The sequence below is a fragment of the Streptomyces sp. F001 genome (assembly GCF_004187715.1).
Taxonomy (GTDB): domain Bacteria; phylum Actinomycetota; class Actinomycetes; order Streptomycetales; family Streptomycetaceae; genus Streptomyces; species Streptomyces flavusporus.
The window spans coordinates 45,289-70,034 of record NZ_QZWF01000019.1 but is presented as its reverse complement, the minus strand read 5'-3'; the positions used below and the strand labels follow the sequence as shown (position 1 = coordinate 70,034).

The 24,746-nt window shown below is 71.2% G+C and carries 22 protein-coding genes; 7 read left to right on the top strand and 15 right to left on the bottom strand.

The window, feature by feature from the left end; genetic code table 11:
- The 13 genes from StrepF001_RS36310 to StrepF001_RS36250 all read right to left on the bottom strand — a co-directional run bounded on the left by StrepF001_RS36310 (window position 1) and on the right by StrepF001_RS36250 (window position 14,850).
- Window positions 1–642, bottom strand: a complete 642-nt coding sequence (locus tag StrepF001_RS36310) for a 1-hydroxy-2-methyl-2-butenyl 4-diphosphate reductase (RefSeq protein WP_129802430.1) — start codon at window positions 640–642, stop codon at window positions 1–3.
- Window positions 642–2,633 (bottom strand): squalene--hopene cyclase, encoded by a 1,992-nt coding sequence (gene shc, locus StrepF001_RS36305; RefSeq protein ID WP_129802429.1) that lies wholly within the window; start codon window positions 2,631–2,633, stop codon window positions 642–644. Before shc ends, StrepF001_RS36310 begins: the two co-directional genes overlap by 1 nt.
- 120 nt (window positions 2,634–2,753) lie before the next feature.
- Window positions 2,754–3,818 (bottom strand): polyprenyl synthetase family protein, encoded by a 1,065-nt coding sequence (locus tag StrepF001_RS36300; RefSeq protein WP_165396481.1) that lies wholly within the window; start codon window positions 3,816–3,818, stop codon window positions 2,754–2,756.
- Between the two features lie 68 nt (window positions 3,819–3,886).
- Window positions 3,887–5,296: a hydroxysqualene dehydroxylase HpnE gene (hpnE, locus tag StrepF001_RS36295; protein ID WP_129802427.1), complete on the bottom strand. Its 1,410-nt coding sequence runs from the start codon at window positions 5,294–5,296 to the stop codon at window positions 3,887–3,889.
- 136 nt (window positions 5,297–5,432) lie between these two features.
- Window positions 5,433–6,383: a presqualene diphosphate synthase HpnD gene (hpnD, locus tag StrepF001_RS36290; RefSeq protein ID WP_129802426.1), complete on the bottom strand. Its 951-nt coding sequence runs from the start codon at window positions 6,381–6,383 to the stop codon at window positions 5,433–5,435.
- Window positions 6,380–7,282 carry a squalene synthase HpnC gene (hpnC, locus tag StrepF001_RS36285; protein ID WP_129802425.1) on the bottom strand — a complete coding sequence of 301 codons (903 nt, stop codon included), beginning with the start codon at window positions 7,280–7,282 and terminating at the stop codon, window positions 6,380–6,382. The genes hpnD and hpnC overlap by 4 nt, the downstream gene beginning before the upstream one ends.
- A 553-nt stretch (window positions 7,283–7,835) precedes the next feature.
- The gene (locus tag StrepF001_RS36280; protein ID WP_129802424.1) at window positions 7,836–8,615 is read right to left on the bottom strand and encodes an ABC transporter ATP-binding protein; all 780 of its coding nucleotides are present in this window, start codon (window positions 8,613–8,615) and stop codon (window positions 7,836–7,838) included.
- Window positions 8,608–9,537 (bottom strand): ABC transporter permease, encoded by a 930-nt coding sequence (locus StrepF001_RS36275; RefSeq protein ID WP_129802423.1) that lies wholly within the window; start codon window positions 9,535–9,537, stop codon window positions 8,608–8,610. The genes StrepF001_RS36280 and StrepF001_RS36275 overlap by 8 nt, the downstream gene beginning before the upstream one ends.
- A gap of 98 nt (window positions 9,538–9,635) precedes the next feature.
- The gene (locus StrepF001_RS36270; protein WP_129802463.1) at window positions 9,636–10,508 is read right to left on the bottom strand and encodes a glycosyltransferase; all 873 of its coding nucleotides are present in this window, start codon (window positions 10,506–10,508) and stop codon (window positions 9,636–9,638) included.
- A 5-nt stretch (window positions 10,509–10,513) separates the two neighbouring features.
- Window positions 10,514–11,293: a CDP-alcohol phosphatidyltransferase family protein gene (locus StrepF001_RS36265; protein ID WP_129802422.1), complete on the bottom strand. Its 780-nt coding sequence runs from the start codon at window positions 11,291–11,293 to the stop codon at window positions 10,514–10,516.
- The gene (locus StrepF001_RS36260) at window positions 11,271–12,332 is read right to left on the bottom strand and encodes an iron-containing alcohol dehydrogenase family protein (protein WP_129802421.1); all 1,062 of its coding nucleotides are present in this window, start codon (window positions 12,330–12,332) and stop codon (window positions 11,271–11,273) included. The genes StrepF001_RS36265 and StrepF001_RS36260 overlap by 23 nt, the downstream gene beginning before the upstream one ends.
- On the bottom strand, window positions 12,320–13,081 hold the full coding sequence (locus tag StrepF001_RS36255) for a phosphocholine cytidylyltransferase family protein (protein WP_129802420.1): 762 nt from the start codon (window positions 13,079–13,081) through the stop codon (window positions 12,320–12,322). The genes StrepF001_RS36260 and StrepF001_RS36255 overlap by 13 nt, the downstream gene beginning before the upstream one ends.
- Entirely contained in the window at window positions 13,078–14,850 is a 1,773-nt protein-coding gene (locus tag StrepF001_RS36250; RefSeq protein ID WP_129802419.1) for a DUF5941 domain-containing protein, read from the bottom strand. The genes StrepF001_RS36255 and StrepF001_RS36250 overlap by 4 nt, the downstream gene beginning before the upstream one ends.
- 307 nt (window positions 14,851–15,157) lie before the next feature.
- Between StrepF001_RS36250 and galE the strand changes: the two genes are divergently transcribed.
- From galE to idi, 3 genes are all read left to right on the top strand, one after another.
- Window positions 15,158–16,129 (top strand): UDP-glucose 4-epimerase GalE, encoded by a 972-nt coding sequence (gene galE / locus StrepF001_RS36245; protein WP_129802418.1) that lies wholly within the window; start codon window positions 15,158–15,160, stop codon window positions 16,127–16,129.
- A 137-nt stretch (window positions 16,130–16,266) separates the two neighbouring features.
- Complete coding sequence (locus StrepF001_RS36240; protein WP_129802417.1) at window positions 16,267–17,205, top strand: cation diffusion facilitator family transporter; 939 nt, start codon at window positions 16,267–16,269, stop codon at window positions 17,203–17,205.
- 219 nt (window positions 17,206–17,424) lie between these two features.
- Complete coding sequence (gene idi / locus StrepF001_RS36235) at window positions 17,425–18,018, top strand: isopentenyl-diphosphate Delta-isomerase (protein ID WP_129802416.1); 594 nt, start codon at window positions 17,425–17,427, stop codon at window positions 18,016–18,018.
- A 3-nt stretch (window positions 18,019–18,021) separates the two neighbouring features.
- Here idi and StrepF001_RS36230 read toward each other — a convergent pair whose 3' ends face one another.
- Window positions 18,022–18,531: an ATP-binding protein gene (locus StrepF001_RS36230; RefSeq protein WP_129802462.1), complete on the bottom strand. Its 510-nt coding sequence runs from the start codon at window positions 18,529–18,531 to the stop codon at window positions 18,022–18,024.
- A gap of 245 nt (window positions 18,532–18,776) precedes the next feature.
- On the opposite strand from StrepF001_RS36230, the gene StrepF001_RS36225 reads away from it, so the two are divergent.
- From StrepF001_RS36225 to StrepF001_RS36215, 4 genes are all read left to right on the top strand, one after another.
- On the top strand, window positions 18,777–19,532 hold the full coding sequence (locus tag StrepF001_RS36225) for an enoyl-CoA hydratase/isomerase family protein (RefSeq protein ID WP_129802415.1): 756 nt from the start codon (window positions 18,777–18,779) through the stop codon (window positions 19,530–19,532).
- A 128-nt stretch (window positions 19,533–19,660) separates the two neighbouring features.
- The gene (locus tag StrepF001_RS45910; RefSeq protein ID WP_165396478.1) at window positions 19,661–19,798 is read left to right on the top strand and encodes an LPFR motif small protein; all 138 of its coding nucleotides are present in this window, start codon (window positions 19,661–19,663) and stop codon (window positions 19,796–19,798) included.
- Window positions 19,799–19,897: 99 nt separating this feature from the next.
- Window positions 19,898–22,267 (top strand): Tex family protein, encoded by a 2,370-nt coding sequence (locus tag StrepF001_RS36220; RefSeq protein ID WP_129802414.1) that lies wholly within the window; start codon window positions 19,898–19,900, stop codon window positions 22,265–22,267.
- Window positions 22,268–22,520: 253 nt separating this feature from the next.
- Entirely contained in the window at window positions 22,521–23,090 is a 570-nt protein-coding gene (locus StrepF001_RS36215) for a putative glycolipid-binding domain-containing protein (protein WP_129802413.1), read from the top strand.
- On the opposite strand, the gene StrepF001_RS36210 is transcribed toward StrepF001_RS36215, so the two are convergent.
- Window positions 23,087–24,727 (bottom strand): ABC-F family ATP-binding cassette domain-containing protein, encoded by a 1,641-nt coding sequence (locus StrepF001_RS36210; protein ID WP_129802412.1) that lies wholly within the window; start codon window positions 24,725–24,727, stop codon window positions 23,087–23,089. The two genes, StrepF001_RS36215 and StrepF001_RS36210, sit on opposite strands and share 4 nt — an antisense overlap.
- Window positions 24,728–24,746 lie beyond the last annotated feature (19 nt).

The window sequence follows — 24,746 nt, the reverse complement described above, 5'->3', positions numbered from 1 at the left end:
TCACCTCCTGGGGAGCAACACATTACGGTGCCATTCAAAGAATGCGGGAAGAATGGAACGAAGGACGCGGAAAGCAGATATTCCACCGCGCACCGTGCCGATCCGGACGAGCTCATGTTCTGGAGCGTCCACGACCACCCGGACGGCCGCAACCGGACGCGCACCCACGCGCCCCGCGCTCAGAAGCGTTGCCGCCGACTCCATGTCGACCGCGATCGCGCCGGTGGCGAGCAGGTCGGCACGTTCCTGACCACGGACGACGTGGTCGGAGCCGGTGACCGGCCCGGTGTGGACGGTGCGGCCGGGCACGGCACGGATGAGTTCCTTGACGAGCAGTTCGGTGCCCACGCACGGCGTGCTGCCATGCGGGTGCCGGGTCTCCTCGGCGACGACCAGGTCGCCGGGATGCATGCCGGGGGCCAGCCCCGCGCAGAAGCCGGTGGCGAGCACGGAGGCCTCGGTGAGGGCGGGGTCGGCCAGCGCCCGGGTGACGGAGCGCTCGGCCGACCGGGGCCCCATGCCGGTGCGCAGGACGGTGACCGGCCCGTCGGCACCGCCATGGTCGCCCAGGCGCAGGGCCAGGCGCTCGATGCCGAGCGCACAGGCGATCAGCAGCGGTGCCGAGGCGGGCGGCGTGCTCATCAGCTCCCCTTGGCCGGTGCGAAGGGCTCTCCGTTCACGAACCGGCCGAGGGCGGTGAGCGGGAAGACCTGCCGGTAGAGGTGGTAGTTGATGGAGAAGTCCCAGGGGAAGCCGGTGCCGGTGAAGTACGGCTCGTCCCAGGAGCCGTCCTCCCGCTGGGTCGCGGCGAGCCAGGCGACACCGCGTTCGACGGCCTTGGAGTCCTGCTCGCCGGCCGCCAGCAGGGCCATCAGCGCCCAGGCCGTCTGGGAGGCGGTGGAGGCGCCGCGGCCGCTCCATCGCTCGACGTCCTGGTAGGAGCGCAGGTCCTCGCCCCAGCCGCCGTCGTCGTTCTGCACGCTCTCCAGCCAGGTCACCGCCCGGCGGATCGCCGGGTGCGAACCGGGGATGCCCGCCGCGACGAGTGCGGGCACCACCGACCCGGTGCCGTAGACGTAGTTGACGCCCCAGCGCCCGAACCAGGAGCCGTTCGGCTCCTGTTGGGCCAGCAGCCACCGGACGCCGCGCCGGGTGCGCGGGTCGTGGGCCAGGCCCTCGGCCGCGAGCATCTCCACGACGTGCGCGGTGACGTCCGCGGACGGCGGGTCGATGACCTCGCCGAAGTCGCAGAACGGCAGCCGGTTGGGGAACAGGCTGGTGTTGTCGACGTCGAAGGCGCCCCACGCCCCGCTCTTCGACTGCATGCCGAGGTTCCAGCGCACCCCGCGCCCGATCGCCTTCTCCACCCGCTCCGGGTCGTGGTGCCTGACCCGGCGCAGTGCGAGGACGACCTCGGCCGTGTCGTCGATGTCGGGGTAGTTGTCGTTGTGGAACTCGAACGCCCAGCCGCCCGGTGGCAGCCCCGGTCTGCGCACCGACCAGTCGCCGGGCCGGACGATCTGCTCGCCCAGCATCCAGTCCGCGGCCTTGACGAGCTGCGGGTGATCGGCGGGCACCCCGGCATCGACGAGCGCGATGGTCGCCAGGCAGGTGTCCCACACCGGCGACTGGCAGGCCTCGATCATCCGGGCACCGTCCTCGCGCCGGACGGCGTACCGGTCCAGCGACTCCAGCCCGGCCCGCATCACCGGGTGCTGGAGGTCGTAGCCGAGCAGATGCAGGGCGATGAGCGAGTACACGGCCGGCGGCTGGATGCCGCCCCAGCAACCGTCGTTCTCCTGCCGCTCGATGATCCAGCGCGCCGCGGTGTTCATGGCGGCTCTGCGCAGCTTCCTCGGCACGACCTTGCGCAGGGCGTGCAGGCCCTTGTCGAGCCGCTGGAAGGCCCCGTCCCAACTCGCCGCAGGTGCAAGGGGTTTCACCGGGTTCGGGTCACCCGGATCGGTGTGCAGCTCGTCCAGCGGGAAAGGCGCGGGCCTGACCGGCCGCTTCGCGGAGACGATGGTCAGCGGGACGATGGTCTGCCGGGCCCAGCAGCCGAAGTCGTAGATGTTGAGCGGCAGCCACGTCGGGAAGTAGATGAGCTCCGGCGGGAGTTCGGGCAGGTCCTCCCACTTCCACCAGCCGAACAGGGCGAGCCAGATCCGGGTGAAGACGCGGGAGGCGGCAACGCCACCCGCTGCCCGGATCCACTCCGACGCCTTCGCCATGTGCGGGGCGTCGGGCGCGTCGCCGGCCAGGCGCAGGGCGACGTACGCCTCGATGGTGGTGGAGAGTTCGCCCGGTCCCCCGTGAAAGGTGGCCCAGGTGCCGTCCTCACGCTGCTCGCCGCGGATGAACAGGGCGGCGGCGCGGGTGGTGGACTCGTCGCGGATGCCCAGGAACTGACGCAGCAGCAGGTCCTCGGCGTCCATGGTGACGTTCGTCTCGAGGTCGCCCTTCCACCATCCCTCGGCGTCCTGGCGGGACAGCAGGAAGTCGGTGGCGCGCCGGACGGCGTGTACGGCGGCTTCTCGGCCCCCGGCCGCCTCGGGGGTGGTGCTGTCGGTTTCGCTGGCCGCGGCAGCGCGGGGCGGCTGGGCCCCGGTGCTTCCGTCGGTCGTCGCTGTCATGGCTTCCCCTTCGTGCAGTCACTTCCGGTGGTGCGTCTGCTGTGGGTCCGCCGTCGGCCGGTACACACGAATCCGCGGCACCGGCCGGCGACTACGCGAGAGCTATTCGGCCGATAGTGATCATCTCTTTCGTACGACGACGAAGTCGGCGAGCGCCGTGAACTGCTGCCGCACCCGGTCGGGCATGTCGACGGCGTCGAGGGCTTCGATGGCGATGGTGTGCTGACGGCGTGCTTCCTCGGTGGTCCACTCGCGGCCGCCCGCCTCCTCGATGAGGGCGGCGCGGGCCGCGAACTCCTCCTCGGAGAAGTTCGCGAAGTCGCTGCTCTTGGCGTCGGCGGCGAGGATCTCGCCGAGCCGCTCGGAGGCGGCGCCGCCCGCCGCGAGCGCGGCCACGACCGGCAGGGACTTCTTGCGCTGGCGCAGATCGCTCCAGGTCTGCTTGCCGGTGGCCTCCGGGTCGCCCCAGATGCCGAGCAGGTCGTCGACGGCCTGGAAGGCGAGGCCGAGGTGGTAGCCGTACTTCTCCAGGGAGTCGGCAGTGTGCTCGTCCGCGCCGCCGAGCACCGCGCCGATGGAGCTGGCGCAGGCCAGCAGGGCGCCGGTCTTGTTGCCCTCCATCTCCAGGCACTCCTCGACGCTGACGCGGTCGCGGTGCTCGTAGGAGATGTCCTGGGCCTGGCCGTCGATCAGGGCGCGGCTCGCCGTGGTCAGCCGGCGGGTGGCCCGGCCGGCCTCGACGGTGCCGAGCTCCAGGAGGATCTCGTTGGCCAGGGCGAACAGGGCGTCACCGACCAGGATGGCCTGGGCGGGGCCGTGCACCTTCCAGACGGTGTCGCGGTGCCGGCGCTGTTCGTCGCCGTCCATCAGGTCGTCGTGCAGCAGCGAGAAGTTGTGGACCAGTTCGACGGCGACCGCTCCGGGAATGCCGACCTCCGGCGCGGCCCCGGTGACCTCGGCGGACAGCACCGCGAGGGCGGGGCGCACGGCCTTGCCGCCGTCGCCGTCGGCAGGGTTGCCCGCGGCGTCGATCCAGCCGAAGTGATAGGCGGCGACCGTGTCCATGGGAGGTGCCAGGCGGTCGACGGCCGCCCGCAGTACCGGTGTGGCCAGGGTCCGGCCGCGCTCCAGAAGCGCGGTCACGTCCACCGCGGTCTCTCGAGCGGCCTTCGAGGCCAGGGGCACAGTGGGCACAGTCTCTCCTCTTGTTGCGGTACCGGGGGTGCGGGGGCCTGCCGCGCGCTGATCGAGCATCAGGCCGCCTCCTCGACGTCGAAGAGGTGGCGGGGGCGGGGCCGGCCCAGGGCGCTCAGCGCGGCGTCCGCCGCACCGATGCCGCTGCGGACCGCACTCTCCATGGTCGCGGGCCACCCGGTGGCGGTCCACGCTCCGGCCAGGTACAGGCCGGGTGCCTTGGTACGGGCGCCGGGCCGCAGCCGTCCGACGCCGGGGGCGGGAGCGAACGTGGCGGTGCGCTCCCTGGTCACGAAGAAGTCCCGCACCTCGGCACCGCGGGCGCGGGGCAGCAGCCTTTCGAGTTCGGGCAGGTACCGCTCGCGCAGCTCGGCGACCGGAGCGTCGATCTCGTCCTGGGCCACGGACTGCGACAGCGCGAGGTACTGCCCCTGCTCGAGCCCGGACGCCTCGGTGCGGTCGAAGACCCACTGCACCGGCGTGCCGAGCGCGGTCAGGAAGGGCCTGACGAGCACCTTGCGGTCGTAGACGACATGGATGTTGAGAATCGGCGCGGTGCCGATCCGCAGCAGCTGGTCGGGGGCGTCCAGGGCGCCGTCCGGCAGCAGGTCGTACGTCTCGCGCTGGGGTACGGCGAGTACGACTGCGTCCGTCTCGATGGTCTCGCCGGGAACCTGAACGGTCCAACGCCCGTTCTCGTACTGGGAGTTCCGGGAGATGGAGGTGACTCGTGAGCGCAGTTCGGTACGGACGCCCGCGGAGTCGAGCGCCTTGCGGGCCAGCCGGTCGTGCAGTTCGCCCAGCGGGACACGCGCCCAGCCGATGTCGGCCGCGCCCGGGTCGGACAGCAGACCGGTCTTGAACACCATCGCGGCGAGCCCCAGGGAGGCGTCGCCCGCGACCGCGTTGAGGGTGGCGACCCCGACCAGGTCCCACAGGGCCTCGACGGCACGCGCCGACTGACCGTGCGCGGTCAGCCAGCTGCCGAAGTCCTGTGCGTCCAGGGTCGGATCGGCGAGGTCGAGGCCCTTGAGCGCGAGCGCGGCCCGGCCGACCATGGCACGCTCGGCGAGTGAGAGGTGCGGATACGTCGCCAGGCTGCGCCCCAGATGCAGGGGCACGGGCAGGGCGTCGCGCCGCAGCCTGCCGAGCCGCCGGCCCTCGGGCTTGGTGACGTCGAGGACGGGCACGTCGAGACGATCCTGCAGCGGAGCCAGTGCCGCGCCGTCGATACGGTCGAGGAACCAGCGGTAGGCGGTGCAGCAGCGCAGGTAGACGTGTTGTCCGTTGTCGACGGTCAGCTCGCCGCGCTGGAAGGAGAAGGCCAGCCCGCCGAGCCGGGGCCGTCCTTCGAGCAGGGTGACGCGCACTCCGGCGTCGGCGAGCGCGAGCGCGGCGGTGATACCGGCGAGCCCTCCGCCGATCACGACGGCGTCCCTGGCGGACCCCGACCACGTGCCGTCGGTCATCGTGCACCCTCCCCCACGTACCGGCCGCGGCGCGAGAACCGGTCACGGCAGGTCGTTGCAGTCTGGGACGCGGCCCGGCAGCGGAGGGTTGCGTGCCGCATTTCGCCGGTGGCGTCACCCTGTCCCAGGTTGTCCATCAGGCGCGCCTCCTGACGGTCCGCCGGGTCACATGCCGGGTGTCCAGGCCGGACAGACCGCGCACGGCGACGTACGCCTTCTCGCGTCCGGGCAGTGAGACCCGGCCGCGCAGCACGGCTTCCGGTTCGCGCTCGATGCGGTCGAGGAGGCGGCGGTAGATGCCGGCCATCGCGGCGACACAGGCGCCGCTGCGCCGGTCGAGCATGGGCAGGAGCTGGTAGCCCTCGGCGAAAAGGGCGCGGGCCCGTCGCACTTCGAAGTGCACGAGGCCCGCGAAGTCGGAGCCCTCCGGCGGTTTCGGCCCGCTGAACCCGGCCGAGCAGCCGAACTTGGCCAGGTCGTCGGCGGGCAGGTAGGTGCGTCCGCCCTCGGCGTCCTCGCGGATGTCCCGCAGGATGTTGGTGAGCTGGAGTGCGAGCCCGAGCGTGTCGGCGTACTCGGAGGCGCGCTCGGTGCCGCGCGCCCCCGGTTCCGTTCCGAAAACGCCGAGCGAGAGCCGCCCGATGGCACCGGCCACGCAGCGGCAGTAGACCTTCAGGTCGTCCCAGGTCTCGTAGGTCTCGCCGCGTACGTCCATCAGGACGCCGTCGATGAGCTCGTCCAGGCCGCCGAGCGGGATCGGGAACTGCTGGGCGGCATGAGCGAGGGCGACGCCGACCGGGTCGGTGTCGTCCTCGTCGACCGCCTCCTCGTGGATCCGGGTGAGCAGTGCCCGGGTGTCCTCGAGTCTGGCGATCTTCACGTCGTCGGTGAGCGCGCCGTCGCCGATGTCGTCGACGCGGCGGGAGAACGCGTACAGCGCCGACATGGCCCGGCGCTTGGGCGTCGGCAGCAGCCTGATGCCGTAGGCGAAGTTACGGGCCTGCTGTCCGGTGACGGCCTCGCAGTAGCTGTAGGCAGCGAGTACCGGTGCGGACACGTGTGGTTCCGACTCCACGGTCCGGATCACCCCTCTCCTCGCAGAGTCACGCCCACCTCACGCAGCAACTGGAGCTTGCCGGGCTTGGGCGGGCCGGGAAGTACGTCGTATTCGGCGGCGGCGATCGCACGGATTGCCGCCCTTCCCCCCGCCACGAACCCCGCAAGCAGCAGCCTCAACCTGCCGTGCACGCTACCCACGAGGGGGGCGCCTTCATTCAGGAGAACGCGGGCGCGTTGCGCTTCGTACGCAACCAGTGCGCGCACCGACGCGCCCGCTGTGGGCGTGGCGAGATCCGCCTCCTGGACATGAAAGCGCTTCATGTCCTCGGCGGGCAGATAGATGCGGTCACGGCCGAGGTCCTCGGCCACGTCCTGAAGGTGCTCGACGATCTGCAGGGCCGTGCAGATCGCGTCGGAGCGGCGGATCCGCTCGGGGGTGGAGGTGCCGGTCACGGCGAGGACGAGCCGGCCCACGGGGTTGGCGGACAGCTCGCAGTAGGCGAGCAGGTCGTCGTAGGTCTCGTACCGCTTGACCAGTTGGTCCTGGCGGTTGGCGGCGATCAGGCCGAGGAACGGCTCGGGCGTGAGGGAGCACCGGCGGACGGTCGGCTGGAGACGGCGCAGCAGGGGGTGGCGCGGCGTGGAGTCGAAGACACGGCGCAGGTCGGCCTCGAAGGCGTCGAGGAGCGCCAGCCGGTCCCCGGCCCGGTCGGCCGACACGCCGAGCAGCCGTGCGTCGGCGCCGCCGGGGGCCAGGTCGCCGTCACCGATGTCGTCGACGAGTCGGGCGAAGCCGTACACGGCCATCAGGTCGGTGCGCCAGGCTCTGGGCAGGAAGAAAGGGGCCACGGGGAAGTTCTCGGCCGTGGCCTTGTCCAGCGTCGCGCGCTCCGGATCGGCCGTGCGCGCCGTGTCGGTTCCCGTCACCGTTTGCTGCCCGGGGCGGGGACGGCACATGCTGCGCGGGGCTGGGGAGTTTCCGTAGCCATTGCCGTCACATCTCCCGTTCTACACTGCCGACCCAATACGCACTATTTCGGACACGCCGCCCGGGTTTCGTGCGGCCGCCCGGTGGTAGGTGTCGCGCATTATCGCCCTACTTGCCGTGATTCGGCACCGGTACAGCTTACGTTGTACAACGCGCCGTGGAGCGTGGGGGTGTCCGGCGCATCACAACAACACACCGATTGACCTCAAGATTCCTACGGCAAGCCGGAGTTGACGTTTCCTTTGCCGGTGGCTCAAGGCCCCTTTGCACACGACGCAGGGCCCCGCCGGAACAGTTCCGGTGAGGCCCAGGGCCTGTCTTTCGGATCACGCCCGGGCCGCGGGGCTTCGCACGCACATCTGCCGCGTTGTCGTCGGTCGCCGACTCCCTCCTCCGCCTTGCAGCTGCACGCACCAAGCCCCGCTCACCAGCGTTTTCGGGTGCCCTCGGCCGGAAAGACGTGATCCGAAAGACAGGCCCTGGACACCCGGGCTACTTGCCGGTGAACTTCTCGTACTCCTTGATGACCTCGTCGGTCGGGCCGTCCATGCGCAGCTCGCCGCGTTCCAGCCACAGGACACGGTCGCAGGTGTCGCGGATCGACTTGTTGTTGTGACTGACCAGAAACACCGTGCCGGCCTGCTTGCGCAGCTCCCGGATGCGTTCCTCGGAGCGCTTCTGGAACTTGCGGTCGCCGGTGGCGAGGGCCTCGTCGATCATCAGGACGTCGTGGTCCTTGGCGGCGGCGATGGAGAAGCGCAGGCGGGCGGCCATGCCGGAGGAGTAGGTGCGCATCGGGAGGGTGATGAAGTCGCCCTTCTCGTTGATGCCGGAGAAGTCGACGATCTCCTGGTAGCGCTCCTTGATCTGCTCCCGGGACATGCCCATGGCGAGCCCGCCCAGTATCACGTTCCGCTCGCCCGTCAGGTCGTTCATCAGGGCCGCGTTCACACCGAGCAGCGAGGGCTGGCCGTCGGTGTAGACCTTGCCGCTCTCGGCGGGCAGCAGGCCGGCGATGGCGCGCAGCAGGGTCGACTTGCCGGAGCCGTTGGAGCCGATCAGACCGATGGCCTCGCCGCGGTAGGCGACGAAGGAGACACCCCGCACGGCGTGCACCTTGCGCACGCCGCGCTCATCGCCACGCTTCAGGATGCGGCTGAGGGCGGCGGTGGCGCTGCCCTTGCCGGTCTTGGCGCCGTTGACGCGGTAGACGATGTGCAGGTCGTCCGCGATGACGGTGGGGATGCGGTCCTCGGGGGTGCGCTCAGCCACGTCCGTACCTCTCCTCCGCCTTCCAGAAGTACACGAAGCCGCCGACGGCGAAGAGGAGGGCCCAGCCGCCCGCGACCGCCCACACGTGGTCGGGGAGCCACTCGGAGCCGTAGTCGTCGATCAGGGCGAAGCGGATCAGGTCCATGTAGATGGCCGCCGGGTTCCACTGCAGCACGTCGGCGATCCACTGCGGCTTGTCGGCGAGCATGATCGGGATGGAGTACATGACACCGGACGCGTACATCCAGGTACGCATCACGAACGGCATCAGCTGCGCCAGGTCGGGCGTCTTGGCGCCGGCCCGGGCCATGATCAGCGCGAGGCCGGTGTTGAAGCAGAACTGCAGGGCCAGCGCCGGAAGGATCAGCACCCAGGACAGGTCCGGGTAGCTGCCGAAGGCAACGGTCACCGCGAACAGCACGATCATCGAGAAGAGCAGCTGCTGGAGCTGCTGGAGCGCGAAGGACACCGGCAGCGAGGCCCGCGGGAAGTGCAGGGCGCGGACCAGCCCCAGGTTGCCGGAGATCGCGCGGACGCCCGCCATCACCGAGCTCTGCGTGAAGGTGAACACGAACACGCCGGTGACCAGGAACGGAATGTAGACCTCGCGTTCCATCCCGCGGTCGGCCTCCAGGATCACCCCGAAGATGAAGAAGTACACGGCCGCGTTCAGCAGTGGCGTGACCACCTGCCACAGCTGGCCGAGCTTGGCCTGGCTGTACTGGGCGGTCAGCTTCGCCCGCGAGAAGGCGAGGATGAAGTGACGCCGGTCCCAGAGCTGGCGGACGTACTCGACGAGGGAGGGCCGGGCGCCGCTCACGGACAGGCCGTACTTCGCCGCGAGCTCCGTCGCGGTCAGTCCCTCGTCGGGTGACGCGGGCGCGGTCACCGCGACTGAGCGGTCGTGCGTTGTCTCACTCACTGGTGGAAACTTTCGTCTTCGAGATGCGCGGCCGGTGCTGGCCGGCCACGGGCCGGGAGCCGAGCGTTACGCCCCGAATGCTCTCAGGGACGAGCTTGTCAGATGACAGGAGGTCGGCCCAGCCGGGTCAGCCGCCACACCGTACGCCACTTCATGGGCCTGCGGGGGCCGCACGGGCTGCGCCAGCCTTCCCGGAACCCGCCGAACCATGCTCGCAGAGCCGGCCGCGAGGGGCGGCGCAGCAGGGTGAGCAGCAGCCAGATGCCCAGGTAGACCGGCACCAGGGGGGCGGGCAGGTTGCGGCGGGCGAGCCAGACGCGGTTGCGGGCGACCATGCGGTGGTAGACCGCGTGCCGCGAGGGCGCGGTCGTCGGGTGGTACAGCACCATGTCGGACCGGTAGTCGATCATCCAGCCCGCGTCGAGGGCCCGCCATGCGAGGTCGGTTTCCTCGTGGGCGTAGAAGAATGCGTCCGGGAGGCCGCCGACCTCGGCGAAGACCTGGGTGCGGACGGCGTTGGCGCCGCCGAGGAAGGTGGTGACCCGGGAGGAGCGCATCGGGTCGGAGGCGCGCAGCCGGGGGACGTGGCGGCGCTGGGTGACGCCGGTGTCCGGGTCGGCGATGCGGAAGCTGACGATCCCGAGTTTCGGGTCGGCCGCGAAGGCCTGGCGGCACAGCTCGGCGGTGTCGGTGCGGGCGAGCAGGCCGTCGTCGTCGAGGAACAGCAGTATGTCGACGTCACGGCCGCTGGGGCCGAAGGCCTCGATGCCGATGTTGCGGCCGCCGGGGATGCCGAGGTTCTCGGGCAGCTCGACCGTGCGGACACCGTCGGGGACCTCCGGCACGGGTGAGCCGTTGCCGACGACGACCACGGGTATCGGGTCGCCGTCCTGCTTGGCGACCGAGTCGAGCAGGGCGCGCAGCTCCTCGGGGCGGTTGCCCATGGTGATGATGACCGCCCCGACCTTCATGCCGCTCACTTCAGCCTGCTCGAGGCGAGGATGGACACGAGGTGCAGCACGGTCTGCAGCAGCGCGATGCCGGCCAGCACCGCGACGCCGAGCCGGGAGAAGAACAGGTCGCCGCGGACCTGGTCGACGATCGCCAGGACCAGGATCAGCAGGGACGCCTCGATGCCGAGGATCAGGCGGTGGAACTTGAGCGCGGCCGCGGCGCGGCGGGCGAGCGCCATGCCGGAGGAGCGCATCTCGGAGGCAGCCTCCTTGACCGGCGGCAGTCCGCCCTGGTGGCGGGCGACACCGACGAGGTCGGTCTCGGCCTTGATCAGGATGGCGCCGAGGGCGGCGAGGGTGCCGAGGAAGGCCCACAGCCAGTCGATACGGCCGCTGCCCCACAGGTCGGCGGCGCGCAGGCCGAAGCCGACGAGGACCGCGGCATCGGTGAGGTAGGCACCGACGCGGTCCAGATAGACACCGCCCAGCGAGTACTGCTTCTTCCAGCGCGCGATCTCACCGTCGACGCAGTCCAGCAACAGGTAGAGCTGGACCATGATCACGCCGAGCGCCGCCCCGGGGATCCCCGGCACCAGGAGTGCCGGGGCCGCGAGGACACCGCAGACGGTCATCAGGTACGTGAGCTGGTTGGGCGTGACCCTGGTGTTCACCAGGTAGCGGTCGACCCGCAGGGACACCTCGCGCATGTAGAGGCGTCCCATCCAGTGCTCACCGCTGCGCCGGTCCTTCACCCCCGCGGGGTGAACGACGGGGCGGAGTTCAGCTACCGATGGCCTTGACATAGTCGGCGTAGATGTCCTTGATCTGGTCGGTGGTCAGGTCGAGGTGTTCGAGGATCGTGTAGCGGCCGGGCCGGGTCTGCGGAGCGAACTCCACGACGCGGACGAATTCGTCGTCCGTGAAGCCGATCTCCTCCGGCAGCACCGGAAGTCCGTGCCGACGCAGCACCTCGGCCATGCAGGCCGACTCCTCGTGGGCTCCGCGCAGGTACATGGCGAAGGCCGCGCCCAGCCCGCACTGCTCGCCGTGGGCGGCGGCGCGCCTGGGGAACAGCAGGTCGAAGGCGTGGTTGATCTCGTGGCAGGCGCCGGAGGAGGGGCGGGAGTCGCCCGACACGGACATGGCGATGCCGCTGAGGACCAGCGCCTCGGCCAGTACCTGGAGGAAGTCGTTGTCACCGATGCCGCCCGGGTGCCGGAGCACCGCCTCGCCGGCCTGGCGGGCCATGGCGGCGGCGAGGCCGTCGATCTTCTCGCCCTTGACGCGGTTGGCCAGCTCCCAGTCGCGGATCGCGGAGATGTTGGAGACGGCGTCGCCGATGCCGGCCCGGACGAAGCGGACCGGGGCCTCGCGGATGACGTCGAGGTCGATGACGACGGCGATCGGGTTGGGCACGCCGTACGAGCCGCGGCCGGCGTCGTTGTCGAGGGTGGCGACCGGCGAGCACAGGCCGTCGTGCGCGAGGTTCGTGGGGACGGCGACCAGCGGCAGGCCCACGCGTGCCGCGGCGAACTTGGCGCAGTCGATGATCTTGCCGCCGCCGAGGCCGACGAGTGCGTCGAAGTGGCCGGCCTTGATGTCGGCGGCCAGCCGGACGGCGTCGTCGAGGGTGCCGCCGCCGACCTCGTACCAGGTGGCGCCGGGCAGTTGCGGGGCGACCCGGTCGCGCAGCCGGGCGCCGGAGCCGCCGCTGACGGCGACGGCGAGCTTGCCCGAGTGCGAGATGCGTTCGTCGGCGAGCACGCCGGCCAGGTCGTCGAGGGCACCCGGGCGGATGTCCACGACGACCGGCGAGGGTATGAGCCGGGTCAGTACTGGCACGCGATCTCCCGTCCCCGGGCGAGATCGTCGTGGTTGTCGATCTCGACCCACGGCACGTCGCCGATCGGGGCCACGTCGATCCGGAAGCCGCGGTTCACGAGCTCCTGGTAGCCGTGCTCGTAGAACTGCTGGGGGTCGTTCTCCCACACCGTGCGCAGGGCGTCGGCCAGCTCGGGCGCGGCGTCGCCCTCGATCAGGGTGACGCCGATGTACTCGCCGGTGGCCTCGGCCGGGTCCATCAGCTTGGTGATCTTCTGGACGCCCTTGGCAGGGTCGACGACGACCTTCATCTCCTCGTCGGCCAGCGGCTTCACGGCGTCGAGGGCGAGGATGATCTTCTTGCCGTCGCCGCGCGCGGCGAGCAGCGTCTTCTCGACGGAGACCGGGTGGACGGTGTCGCCGTTGGCGAGGATCACGCCGTCCTTGAGGGCGTCACGGCCGCACCACAGGGAGTAGGCGTTGTTCCACTCCTCGGCCTTGTCGTTGTCGATGAGGGTGAGCCGCAGGCCGTACTTCTGCTCCAGGGCCGCCTTGCGCTCGTAGACGGCCTCCTTGCGGTAGCCGACGATGATCGCGGCCTCGGTCAGGCCGATCTCGGCGAAGTTGCCGAGGGTCAGGTCGAGAACTGTGATCCCGTCGGTCCCGTCCTCGGTGCCCGCGGGCCCCACCGGCACCAGTGCCTTGGGCAGGGTGTCGGTGTAGGGGCGCAGACGCCGGCCGGCGCCGGCCGCCAGCACGAGGCCGATCATGCGGGTTCTCCTTCGTCGTGTACGGCGGGGGCCCCTGCGGACACCCAGAAGCGGGTGCTCTCGACGAGCACCACCAGGGCTACGGCCACGGCGAGGACCGTGAGCGCGACCTCGAACTGCGCGGCGGTCAGCAACACGGCAAGCACGGTGACCACCAGGGTCCGGCCCTCATGCCCCCCGATCGCCCGCACCAGCCAGTGCGGGGGCGCACCCGCGTTGCCGCGGATACGGTAGACCGTGTCGTAGTGATGGTAGGCGACGGCCGCAACCAGCCCGAAAGCAGCGGGAAGCGCCCCGTTCACCTCTGATTCAGCCGCCAGGATGAGGACGGTGCCGTACTCGGCGGCCCGGAAGAAGGGCGGAACCAGCCAGTCCAGGGCGCCCTTGAGAGGGCGTGCGACAGCGACGGCGGACAGGGCGGCGTACGCGATCGCGCACAGCAGGGTCGGCCATGCGGCACCCCAGACTGCGGCGGAGATCACTACGAGGAGACCGCCGACGGCAGCGCTGAGGGGTGCCGGGAAACGTGGGGCGGTGCGCTTCAGCAGTTCCACGAGCGGCCCGCTGTCCGCGAGGTCGGCCAGCGCCTGCGCCGCGCGGTCCGTCCGCCGTGCCTTGCGGGTCAGCGACCGCAGGACGCGGCCCGCCGTGGTGTACGTGGCCGCGAAGGCGCAGCCGATCAGCAGCACGTAGAAGGTGATCCGCGGGGTGGTGGCCGCCGTGAGGACGGCGATCAGCGCCCAGCGTTCGCCGATCGGCAGAACGATCATCCGGCGCAGCCACACCGTCCAGCCGACGCTGTCCAGCTTGTCGGAGAGGGCGGCGGTGGGGCTGGTGTTGGCCGTGGCGTCGTGGTTGGCCTCGTTGAAAGAAAAGTCGACGACGTGCCGGCAGGTCTGCAGGACCATCGCGCCGAGTGCGAGGGCCCACACGTCGTCGCCGCCACGGGCCGCACCGAGCGCGAGGCCCGCGTAGTAGGCGTACTCCTTGGCCCGGTCGAAGGTCGCGTCCAGCCAGGCGCCCAGGGTGGAGTACTGGAGCGAGTAGCGGGCGAGCTGGCCGTCGGTGCAGTCCAGCACGAAGGAGGCGATCAGCAGGACGCCGGCCGCGACGAAGCCGCCCCGGGTGCCGGTGGCCGCGCAGGCCGCCGCGATCAGAGCGGTGACGAGGGAGGCGGTGGTGACCTGGTTGGGGGTGAGGCCGCGGCGGGCGCACCAGCGGGCGATGTAGCGGGAGTAAGGGCTGATGAAGAAGGTGGTGAAGAAGCCGTCGCGGGCCTTCACGGCGGACTTCAGGCGTACGGCCTCGTCGTCGACGGCGGCGACGGCCTGCCGTGCCTCGTTGCGGGCCTGCGGGTCGGCGGGGACCGCGGCGACCAGACTGCCGAGCTCGGGACGGTGCACGTCGGCGTCGAGGGCGGTGACGATACGGTCGGCGAGGCTGCCGACGAGGGTCGCCCCGGCGCCGGCCGAGTTCTCGCGGGCCAGCGCGTGGGTCAGTGCCCGGTGGCCGGCCGGCTGGGCCGTCACGGCGCCCGGAATCGCGGCGAGCGGGAAGCGGGGGTCGGTGAGGCCGAGGCGCAGGGCGTGCAGGTGGCCGACGAAACCCGCGTCGACCACGGCAACCCGTTCGTCGGCCGGCACCTGGGCGAGGAGGGTCTCGGCGGCGGCCGGGTCGGCGGCGCTACGCACCTCGAAGCCGAGGGACCGCAGATCGTCCTCGATCGACGATCCGGGGACCGGCTGGCCGGTGAGGATGGCGGTCGACAACCGAACTCACTCCCTGGGTGCCGACGCATCCACGTCGGCCGTGTGCATGGTGGAGGCCGCCCCCGGGCCGCGTGATCGGCTGCGCCAGGCGGGCGACATGTCGGCAGAGGCTATCGGATGATGACAAGCCTGTGTTCACCGGCCGTTCATGGCCCGGTCGACACGGTCTGCTGGGACCTCCGCGTCGATCATCATCAGGGATGCCGGGCCCGCCGCACAAAATCGCGCTACCAGAACGGGCATTCACGGCATCCGGCACTCCGGTGAGGGACTGCCGCCTTCTCGGACAGGCTTAGGGTGGGCTGCCATGACATGGCTGATCACCGGCGGCGCCGGATACATCGGGGCACATGTGGCGTGGGCCATGGCCGGGGCCGGGGAGCGCGTGGTCGTGCTGGACGACCTGTCGGCCGGGGTTCCGGCGCGGCTCCCGGCGGACGTCCCGCTGGTTCGCGGGTCGTCGCTGGACGAGGCACTGCTGAAGCGGGTCCTCGCCGAGCATGCGGTGACGGGTGTGGTGCATCTCGCCGCGCGCAAGCAGGTCGCCGAGTCCGTGGCGCAGCCGACGCGGTACTACCGGGAGAACGTGGGCGGACTGGCGACACTGCTCGACGCAGTCGCCGAAGCCGGAATCGAACGGTTCCTGTTCTCCTCGTCGGCGGCCGTCTACGGCAATCCGGATGTGGAACTCATCACGGAGGACACACCGTGCGCCCCGATGAGTCCGTACGGCGAGACCAAGCTGGCCGGTGAACGGCTGGTGCGGGCGGCAGGCCGGGCGCACGGGATCGCGACGGTGTGCCTGCGCTATTTCAACGTGGCGGGCGCTGCCGCGCCGGAGCTGGCCGACACCGGTGTCTTCAACGTGGTCCCCATGGTCTTCGACCGGCTCACCCGCGACCGGGCACCGCGGATCTTCGGCGACGACCACCCGACGCCGGACGGCACCTGCATCCGCGACTACATCCATGTCGCCGACCTCGCCGACGCCCACCTCGCGGCGGCCCGGCGGCTGTCCGCCCCGGATGCCGCGGGCGACCTCACGGTGAACATCGGCCGGGGCGAGGGCGTCTCGGTGCGCGAGCTGGTCACGCTGATCGGTGAGGTGACCGGGGACACGCGTCCGGCAGTCGTCGAGGCGCGTCGCCCCGGGGACGCCCCGCGTGCGGTCGCCTCGGCCGAACTGGCGGCGCAGGAGCTGGGCTGGACGGCCCGGCGCGGGGTGCGCGAGATGGTCGAGTCGGCCTGGCGGGGATGGCTGCTGCACCACGGCGGATGATCACCGAAGCACTCTGACCTGCTGTTCGTTTGCGCAGGTCAGAGCATATGACAACGGTGTTCAGTGCCGCGTTGCCCGATGTCCCCCGCCCGTAGTTCACTGTGGTCTCGGACCGATCGCAGGAGGGCGGCTTTTTCATGGGGGCTGGGCACGATCACGGGCATGCACACGCCGCGCCGGTCAGCGGCACGGCGGCCGCGGCGTACCGCGGCCGGCTGCGGATCGCGCTGTGCATCACGCTCACCGTCATGGTGGTCGAGATCGTCGGCGGCGTGCTCGCGGACTCCCTCGCGCTGATCGCGGACGCCGCGCACATGGCGACCGACGCGGTCGGCCTGGGCATGGCCCTGCTCGCGATCCACTTCGCCAACCTCCCGGCGAGCGCGAACCGCACCTTCGGATACGCCCGTGCCGAGATCCTCGCCGCGCTCGCCAACTGTCTGCTGCTGCTCGGGGTCGGCGGGTACGTCCTGTACGAGGCGATCCAGCGGTTCATCACGCCGGCCGGCACCGAGGGCGGGCTGACGGTTGTGTTCGGTCTGATCGGTCTGGTCGCGAACATGATCTCGCTCACGCTGCTCGTGCGCGGTCAGCGGGAGAGCCTGAACGTGCGCGGCGCCTTCCTGGAGGTCGCGGCCGACGCGCTGGGCTCGGTCGCGGTGCTGATCTCGGCGGTGGTGATCCTCACCACCGGCTGGCAGGCCGCCGACCCGGTCGCCTCGCTCGTCATCGGCCTGATGATCGTGCCGCGGACGCTGAAGCTGCTGCGCGAGACCCTCGACGTCCTGCTGGAGTCGGCCCCCAAGGGCGTGGACATGGCGGAGGTCCGGGCCCACATGCTGGCGCTGGACGGCGTGGAGGACGTCCATGACCTGCACGCCTGGACGATCACGTCGGGCCTGCCGGTGCTGTCCGCGCACGTGGTGGTCCGCTCCGACGTCCTGAACGCGATAGGACACGAGAAGATGCTTCACGAGCTGCAGGGCTGCCTGGGCCACCACTTCGACGTGGAGCACTGCACCTTCCAGCTGGAGCCGAGCGGGCACGCGGAACACGAGGCCCGGCTGTGCTACTGACGCCCGGCCACCGGTGATCCGCCGGGGGTGGAGCGCATCGGTCCGGCGCGCGATCGCGTCCTGGTAGTCGTACGCCCCCGTCGCGGGCGGTTCTCCCCGATCCGCGCCGGGCACGATCACCTACCGGGCCCCTCTTCCGGTGCCGACGCGCCGGGAAGTGCCGGGAGTGCCGGATTCGTACGGCAGACTGGGGCGCGAGGAACGAGGCGAAGGATGGGTATGCCGATCACACCTGCCACCGCGACGCACAGCTCGTCGAACGGCACCGCGGAAGCGATCCTGCTGGAACTGGTCGACGAGGACGGCGTGACGATCGGCACCGCGGAGAAGCTCGCCGCCCATCAGCCCCCGGGACAGCTGCACCGGGCGTTCTCGGTGTTCCTGTTCGACGACTACAGCCGGCTGCTGCTCCAGCAGCGGGCGCTGGGCAAGTACCACTCCCCCGGCGTGTGGTCCAACACCTGCTGCGGTCACCCGTACCCGGGCGAGGCGCCGTTCGCGGCGGCAGCCCGGCGGACGTACGAGGAGCTCGGGGTCTCCCCGGCGCTGCTCGCCGAGGCGGGCACCGTCCGCTACAACCACCCGGACCCGCACTCGGGCCTGGTGGAGCAGGAGTACAACCACCTCTTCGTCGGCCTGGTGCAGGCGCCGCTCCGGCCGGATCCGGAGGAGGTGCACGCGACGGCCTTCGTCACCCCCGACGAACTGGCGGAGCGGCACGCCAAGGACACCTTCTCGTCCTGGTTCATGACGGTGCTGGACGCGGCCCGCCCCGCGATCAGGGAGCTGACCGGCCCGTCCGCGGGTTGGTGACCCTCACAGCAACCGGGCGTGGTCGAGCGGCAGGGCGGCCCAGATCACCTTGCCGCCGCTCGCCGTGTGCTCGACGTCGCACACGCCGCCCGCCTCCCGGGTGACCTCCCGTACCAGGAGCAGGCCCCGGCCGCCCGTCCGGCCGTGGTCGGCCTCGAGGGCGGTCGGGCGGTAGGGGTGGTTGTCCTCCACGGACACCCGCACCCACTCGGCGCCGACGGCGACCTCCACGGCGAGCATCGGCGACAGCAGCGCCGCGTGCCGGACGGCGTTCGTGACCAGCTCCGAGACGATCAGCAGCAGGCCCTGGGCCAGCTCGTCCGAGACCGGGACCCGCTGGCGGATCAGCAGGTCCCGTACCGCGTGCCGGGCCTGCGGGACCGAGGCGTCGACGGCGGGAGCGGTGAACCGCCACACGCCCTCGAACGGCAGCGGCTCGCGCGTCCTCGGCTCGACCGGTGCATCTGCGCCGCCTTCTGGGCGTGGGGCGGGCCCGCGCCCGTGGTTGTCCATCGTCCGGTCGCCACCCTTGTGCTCGATTGTCACCACACGTCGAGTGTTGGTAACGAGCCACTCCATGCCGGAGACCTGAACACAAGTCAGCTGTTATCGCACACTTCTGACCGTTGGCGTATGACACGGTCAGTTGTGGGACTGCTCCTGTCCCACTCATGCAGGCTTTGCGAACTCTTCGGGTTGTACGGGTTTGCAGTGCCCGGAACACAGCAGCTGACGTACCTGCGGCTAGCATCCCGCGCATGGAGCCCCAGCTGTCGCACCGGGTCGCCGACTCCGTGGCCACCGTCGTGATCGATCATCCCGCCAAGCGCAACGCCATGACGGCCGCGATGTGGCGGGTGCTGCCGCCGCTGCTCGACACCCTGGCCGCCGATCCGGACGTACGCGCCCTGGTGCTGACGGGTGCGGGCGGCACGTTCTGCGCAGGGGCCGACATCTCCACGCTCCAGGACTCGCCGGAGACGGCGCAGGTGCTGGCCGTGCAGGCCGAGGAGGCCCTTGCCGCGTTTCCGAAGCCGACGCTGGCGGCGATCCGCGGGCACTGTGTGGGCGGCGGGGCACAGCTCGCGGCGGCCTGCGACCTGCGGTTCGCGGAGGAGGGCACGCTGTTCGGGGTGACACCGGCGAAGCTGGGGATCGTGTATCCGGCCTCCGCCACCCGGCGTTTGGTGGCGCTGGTCGGTCCGGCCACCGCCAAGTACCTGCTGTTCTCCGGCGAGTTGATCGGCATCGAGCGGGCGTTGCGCACGGGGCTGGTCGACGAGGTGCTGCCCGAGGGCGAACTCGACAAGCGCGTGGCCGAGTTCGCCCGAACACTGGTGTCCCGCTCGCAGCTGACGCAGGCCGCGGCGAAGGAGTTCGCCGACGGACGCACCGACCGGGACGCCCACTGGGCGGACCGGGCACGCGGCAACACCGACACCGCGGAGGGCGTCACCGCGTTCCTGGAGCGCCGGCAGCCGCGCTTCACGTGGAGCGTGTCCACATCAAGATGAAGCGGCTCGGCCCGCACACGCGCGTGCCGGGTGCATGGGCTACGACGGGTGCGGTACCCGGACGTCACCTGGTCCTGGTGAGCGTTGCCTGGTCCTGGTGAGCATTGCGAAGACGAAAGGAGATTCCCGTGTTCCGTGCTCTCGCTGATGTCCTGCGGCAGATCGGCGGTGCCGTCGCCACCGTGGTGACGCTGCCGTTCCGGGCGCTGGCCCGCCTGCTCGGGGGAGCCTCGGGGTCCGGCCGGCGCGGCGCGCGGCACGTCTGACGGCCGCCGCCCCGCCGCATTTCCGCCCTGGTCCCCTGCTGTCGGTGCCACCTGCCACAATTGCCGCGCAACCCGAAGTGGAGAAGGCGGTACGGGATCGTGACGACACCCCTCGTAGGGTCCATCGAAGGCAGGATCGCCGAGGAGCTCGGCGTACGGGAGCGGCAGGTCAAGGCTGCCGTGGAGCTGCTCGACGGCGGTTCGACGGTGCCCTTCATCGCCCGCTACCGCAAGGAAGCGACCGAGATGCTCGACGACGCGCAGCTGCGCACGATCGAGGAGCGGCTGCGCTACCTGCGGGAGCTGGAGGAGCGGCGTACGGCGATCCTGGAGTCGGTACGCGAGCAGGGCAAGCTCACCGAGGAGCTCGAGGCGCAGATCCGGGGCGCCGAGACGAAGGCGCGCCTGGAGGACATCTATCTGCCGTACAAGCCGAAGCGGCGTACAAAGGCGCAGATCGCGCGCGAGGCCGGTCTTGAGCCGCTGGCGGAGGGGCTGCTCGGCGATCCGGCCGTCGAGCCCCTTGCCGCGGCCGCCACGTTCGTGGACGCCGACAAGGGCGTGGCCGATCCGCAGGCCGCGCTCGACGGCGCCCGCGCCATCCTCACCGAGCGGTTCTCGGAGGACGCCGACCTGATCGGCGAGCTGCGCGAGCGGATGTGGGTGCGCGGCCGGCTGGCTGCCAAGGTGCGGGAGGGCAAGGAGGAGGCGGGCGCGAAGTTCGCGGACTACTTCGACTTCGCCGAGCCGTTCACCGACCTGCCCTCGCACCGGATCCTGGCCATGCTGCGCGGCGAGAAGGAGGAGGTCCTGGACCTCGTCCTGGAGCCGGAGGAGCCCACCGAGGGGCCGTCTTCGTACGAGGGCATCGTCGCGCACCGGTTCGGCATCGCCGACCGCGGGCGCCCCGCCGACAAGTGGCTGCTGGACACGGTCCGCTGGGCCTGGCGGACCCGCATCCTCGTCCACCTCGGCATCGACCTGAGGCTGCGGCTGCGTACCGCGGCCGAGGACGAGGCGGTGGGCGTGTTCGCGGCGAACCTGCGAGACCTGCTCCTTGCCGCCCCGGCGGGCACGCGCGCGACCCTGGGCCTGGACCCCGGATTCCGTACGGGTGTGAAGGTGGCCGTGGTGGACGCCACGGGCAAGGTCGTCGCCACGGACGTGATCTATCCGCACGTCCCGGCCAACAAGTGGGACGAGGCCATTGCCAAGCTGGCCCGGCTCGCCAAGGAGCACGCGGTCGAGCTGGTCGCGATCGGCAACGGCACGGCGTCGCGCGAGACGGACAAGCTCGCCGGTGAACTGATCAGCAAGCATCCTGAGTTGAAGCTCACCAAGGTGATGGTGTCCGAGGCGGGCGCCTCCGTGTACTCGGCGTCGGCGTTCGCCTCGCAGGAGCTGCCCGAGATGGACGTGTCACTGCGTGGCGCAGTGTCGATCGCGCGCCGCCTGCAGGACCCGCTCGCCGAGCTGGTGAAGATCGACCCGAAGTCGATCGGTGTGGGCCAGTACCAGCACGACCTGTCCGAGGTGAAGCTGTCGCGTTCGCTGGACGCGGTGGTGGAGGACTGTGTGAACGGCGTGGGCGTCGATGTGAACACTGCGTCCGCACCGCTGCTCGCGCGCGTCTCCGGTATCTCCTCCGGACTCGCCGAGAACATCGTGGCGCACCGCGACGCCAACGGCCCCTTCACATCACGTTCGGAGCTGAAGGGCGTGGCCCGGCTGGGGCCGAAGGCGTACGAGCAGTGCGCGGGCTTCCTGCGCATCCGCGGCGGGGACGACCCGCTGGACGCCTCCAGCGTGCACCCGGAGGCGTACCCCGTCGTCCGGCGCATGGTGAAGACCTCCGGCCAGGAGGTGGCGTCGCTGATCGGCAACACGGGCGTGCTGCGCTCGCTCAGGCCGCAGGACTTCGTGGACGACACGTTCGGTCTGCCGACCGTGAGCGACATTCTCAAGGAGCTGGAGAAGCCGGGGCGCGACCCGCGGCCCGCCTTCAAGACGGCCACCTTCAAGGAGGGCGTCGAGAAGATCTCCGACCTGCAGGCGGGCATGGTCCTGGAGGGTGTCGTGACCAACGTGGCCGCGTTCGGCGCGTTCGTCGACATCGGCGTGCACCAGGACGGTCTGGTGCATGTCTCGGCGATGTCGAAGACGTTCGTCAAGGACCCGCGCGACGTCGTCAAGCCGGGTGACATCGTCAAGGTGAAGGTGCTCGACGTCGACATTCCGCGCAAGCGGATCTCGCTGACGCTGCGGCTGGACGACGAGGCGGCCCCGCAGGGTCAGCCGTCCGGCGAGCGCCGACAGCAGCGGGGCGGCGGGCGTCCGCCGCAGCAGCGACAGGGCGGTCGTGGGGGCGCGGGCGGAGGTGGGCGCCAGGCGTCGGCCCCGGCCAACAGCGCGATGGCCGACGCCCTGCGCCGGGCAGGGCTGCTCGACCCGAAGAAGGGCCGGGGCTGAAACGCGCGGGCCCGGCCCCTGGACCGCACGGCGTCGGGCCCGTTCCGGCCCCTCGTGCTGCAGGGGCCGGGCCCGCGCCCCGCGCCGCATGAATCCGGGCCCGCCGCCCGCACCGTACGGGTCCAGGCCGCACGCCCCGCGCCGTACGGATCCGGGCCCGCCCGCGCCGTACGGATCCGGGCCCGCCCGCGCCGTACGGGGCCGGGCCCGCGCCCTACCGGCTTCGGGGCTCTGCTGCCCGTACCGTGGCGGTATGACCACTTCGCGTGCACTCACCTGGGACGTCACCGCGAGTCGCGGTTATGAGACTGCGTGGGTCGAGTTCGAGGGCGGTGTCCTGCGGGCCCGTGGCCGGGCGGTGGGGACGGCTCCGGAGGCGTACTGGATCTCGTACGAGCTCGAAACCGGTGACCGCTATGTGACGCGGCGGCTGCGAGTGATCGCCGAGACCGCGGAGCACACGCATGCCCTTGATCTGCGGCACGACGGGCGGGGCGGGTGGACGGCCGACGGGGAGCCGGTGCCGGAGGTCGGCGGGGCACTCGACTGCGATCTGGGGTTGTGTCCGCTGACCAACACGATGCCGGTGCTGCGGCACGACCTGCATCGGACGGCCGGGGAACGGGAGTTCCTGATGGCCTGGGTCTCGGTGCCGGACCTGACCGTGCAGCCGTCGCGGCAGACCTACACGCATCTCGCGCGCACCGACGGCGGTGGGCGGGTGGGGTTCGCCTCGGACGGCTTCCGCAGTGAGGTGGAGTTCGATGCGGACGGCTGTGTGGTCGACTACCGCGGGCTGGCGACGCGGCTGACGCCTCGTTAACGCTCGGTCACCTTGCCGTCGGCGACCTCCAGACGACGCGTCACATGGACCGCGTCCAGCATGCGGCGGTCGTGGGTGACCAGGAGCAGGGTGCCGGTGTAGGCGTCCAGGGCGGACTCCAGCTGCTCGATGGCCGGCAGGTCGAGGTGGTTGGTCGGCTCGTCGAGGACGAGGAGGTTGACGCCTCTGCCCTGGAGGAGGGCGAGGGCGGCGCGGGTGCGTTCGCCCGGGGAGAGCGTCGCGGCGGGGCGCAGGACGTGGTCCGACTTCAGCCCGAACTTGGCCAGCAGTGTGCGTACTTCGACCGGTTCTGTGTCCGGGACCGCCGCGCGAAACGCGTCCAGCAGCGCCTCGGGGCCGTGGAACAGCTTGCGGGCCTGGTCGACCTCGCCGACCAGGACGCCGGAGCCGAGGGCGGCCTGCCCGGCGTCCAGGGGGACGCGGCCGAGCAGGGCACCGAGGAGGGTGGACTTGCCGGCGCCGTTGGCACCGGTGACCGCGATCCGGTCCGCCCAGTCGATCTGCACGGAGACCGGGCCGAGGACGAAGTCGCCGCGCCGCACCTCGGCGTCGCGCAGGGTCGCCACGACCGCGCCGGACCGGGGCGCGGCGGCGATCTCCATTCGCAGCTCCCACTCCTTGCGCGGCTCGTCGACGGCCTCGAGCCGTTCGATCATGCGCTGGGTCTGCCGGGCCTTGGCGGCCTGCTTCTCGCTGGCCTCGCTGCGGAACTTGCGGCCGATCTTGTCGTTGTCGTTGCCCGCCTTGCGCCGGGCGTTCTTCACGCCCTTGTCCATCCAGGCGCGCTGCATCTGCGCGCGGTCCTGGAGGGCGGCCTTCTTGTCGGCGTACTCCTCGTACTCCTCGCGGGCGTGTCGGCGAGCCACCTCGCGTTCCTCGAGGTAGGCCGCGTAGCCGCCGCCGTAGAGGTTGATCTGCCGCTGGGCGAGGTCGAGTTCGAGGACCCTGGTGACCGTGCGGGTGAGGAACTCCCGGTCGTGGCTGACGACGACCGTGCCGGCGCGCAGGCCGCTCACAAAGCGTTCGAGGCGCTCCAGGCCGTCCAGGTCGAGGTCGTTGGTCGGCTCGTCGAGGAGGAAGACGTCGTAGCGGGAGAGCAGCAGGGAGGCGAGTCCCGCGCGGGCGGCCTGGCCGCCGGACAGGGAGGTCATCGGCTGGTCGAGGCCCACGGCGAGGCCGAGCGAGTCGGCGACCTCCTCGGCCCGCTCGTCCAGGTCGGCGCCGCCGAGGCCGAGCCAGCGTTCCAGGCTCGTCGCGTAGGCGTCGTCGGCGCCGGGAGCCCCGTCGACCAGCTCCTGGGTGGCCTCGTCCATGGCCCGCTGGGCCTCGGCGACACCGGTGCGGCGGGCGAGGAACTCGCGCACCGACTCGCCCGTCCGGCGCTCCGGCTCCTGCGGCAGATGTCCGACCGTCGCGGTCGGCGGGGAGAGCCGCAGCTCGCCCTGTTCGGGCGCGTCGAGCCCGGCGAGCAGGCGCAGCAGCGTGGACTTGCCCGCGCCGTTGGCGCCGACGAGCCCGATCACATCGCCGGGCGCGACGACGAGGTCGAGACCCGTGAAAAGCGCGCGGTCGCCGTGACCGGCGGCGAGGTTCTTGGCGACGAGGGTGGCAGTCATCAGACCGTCGATCCTAACG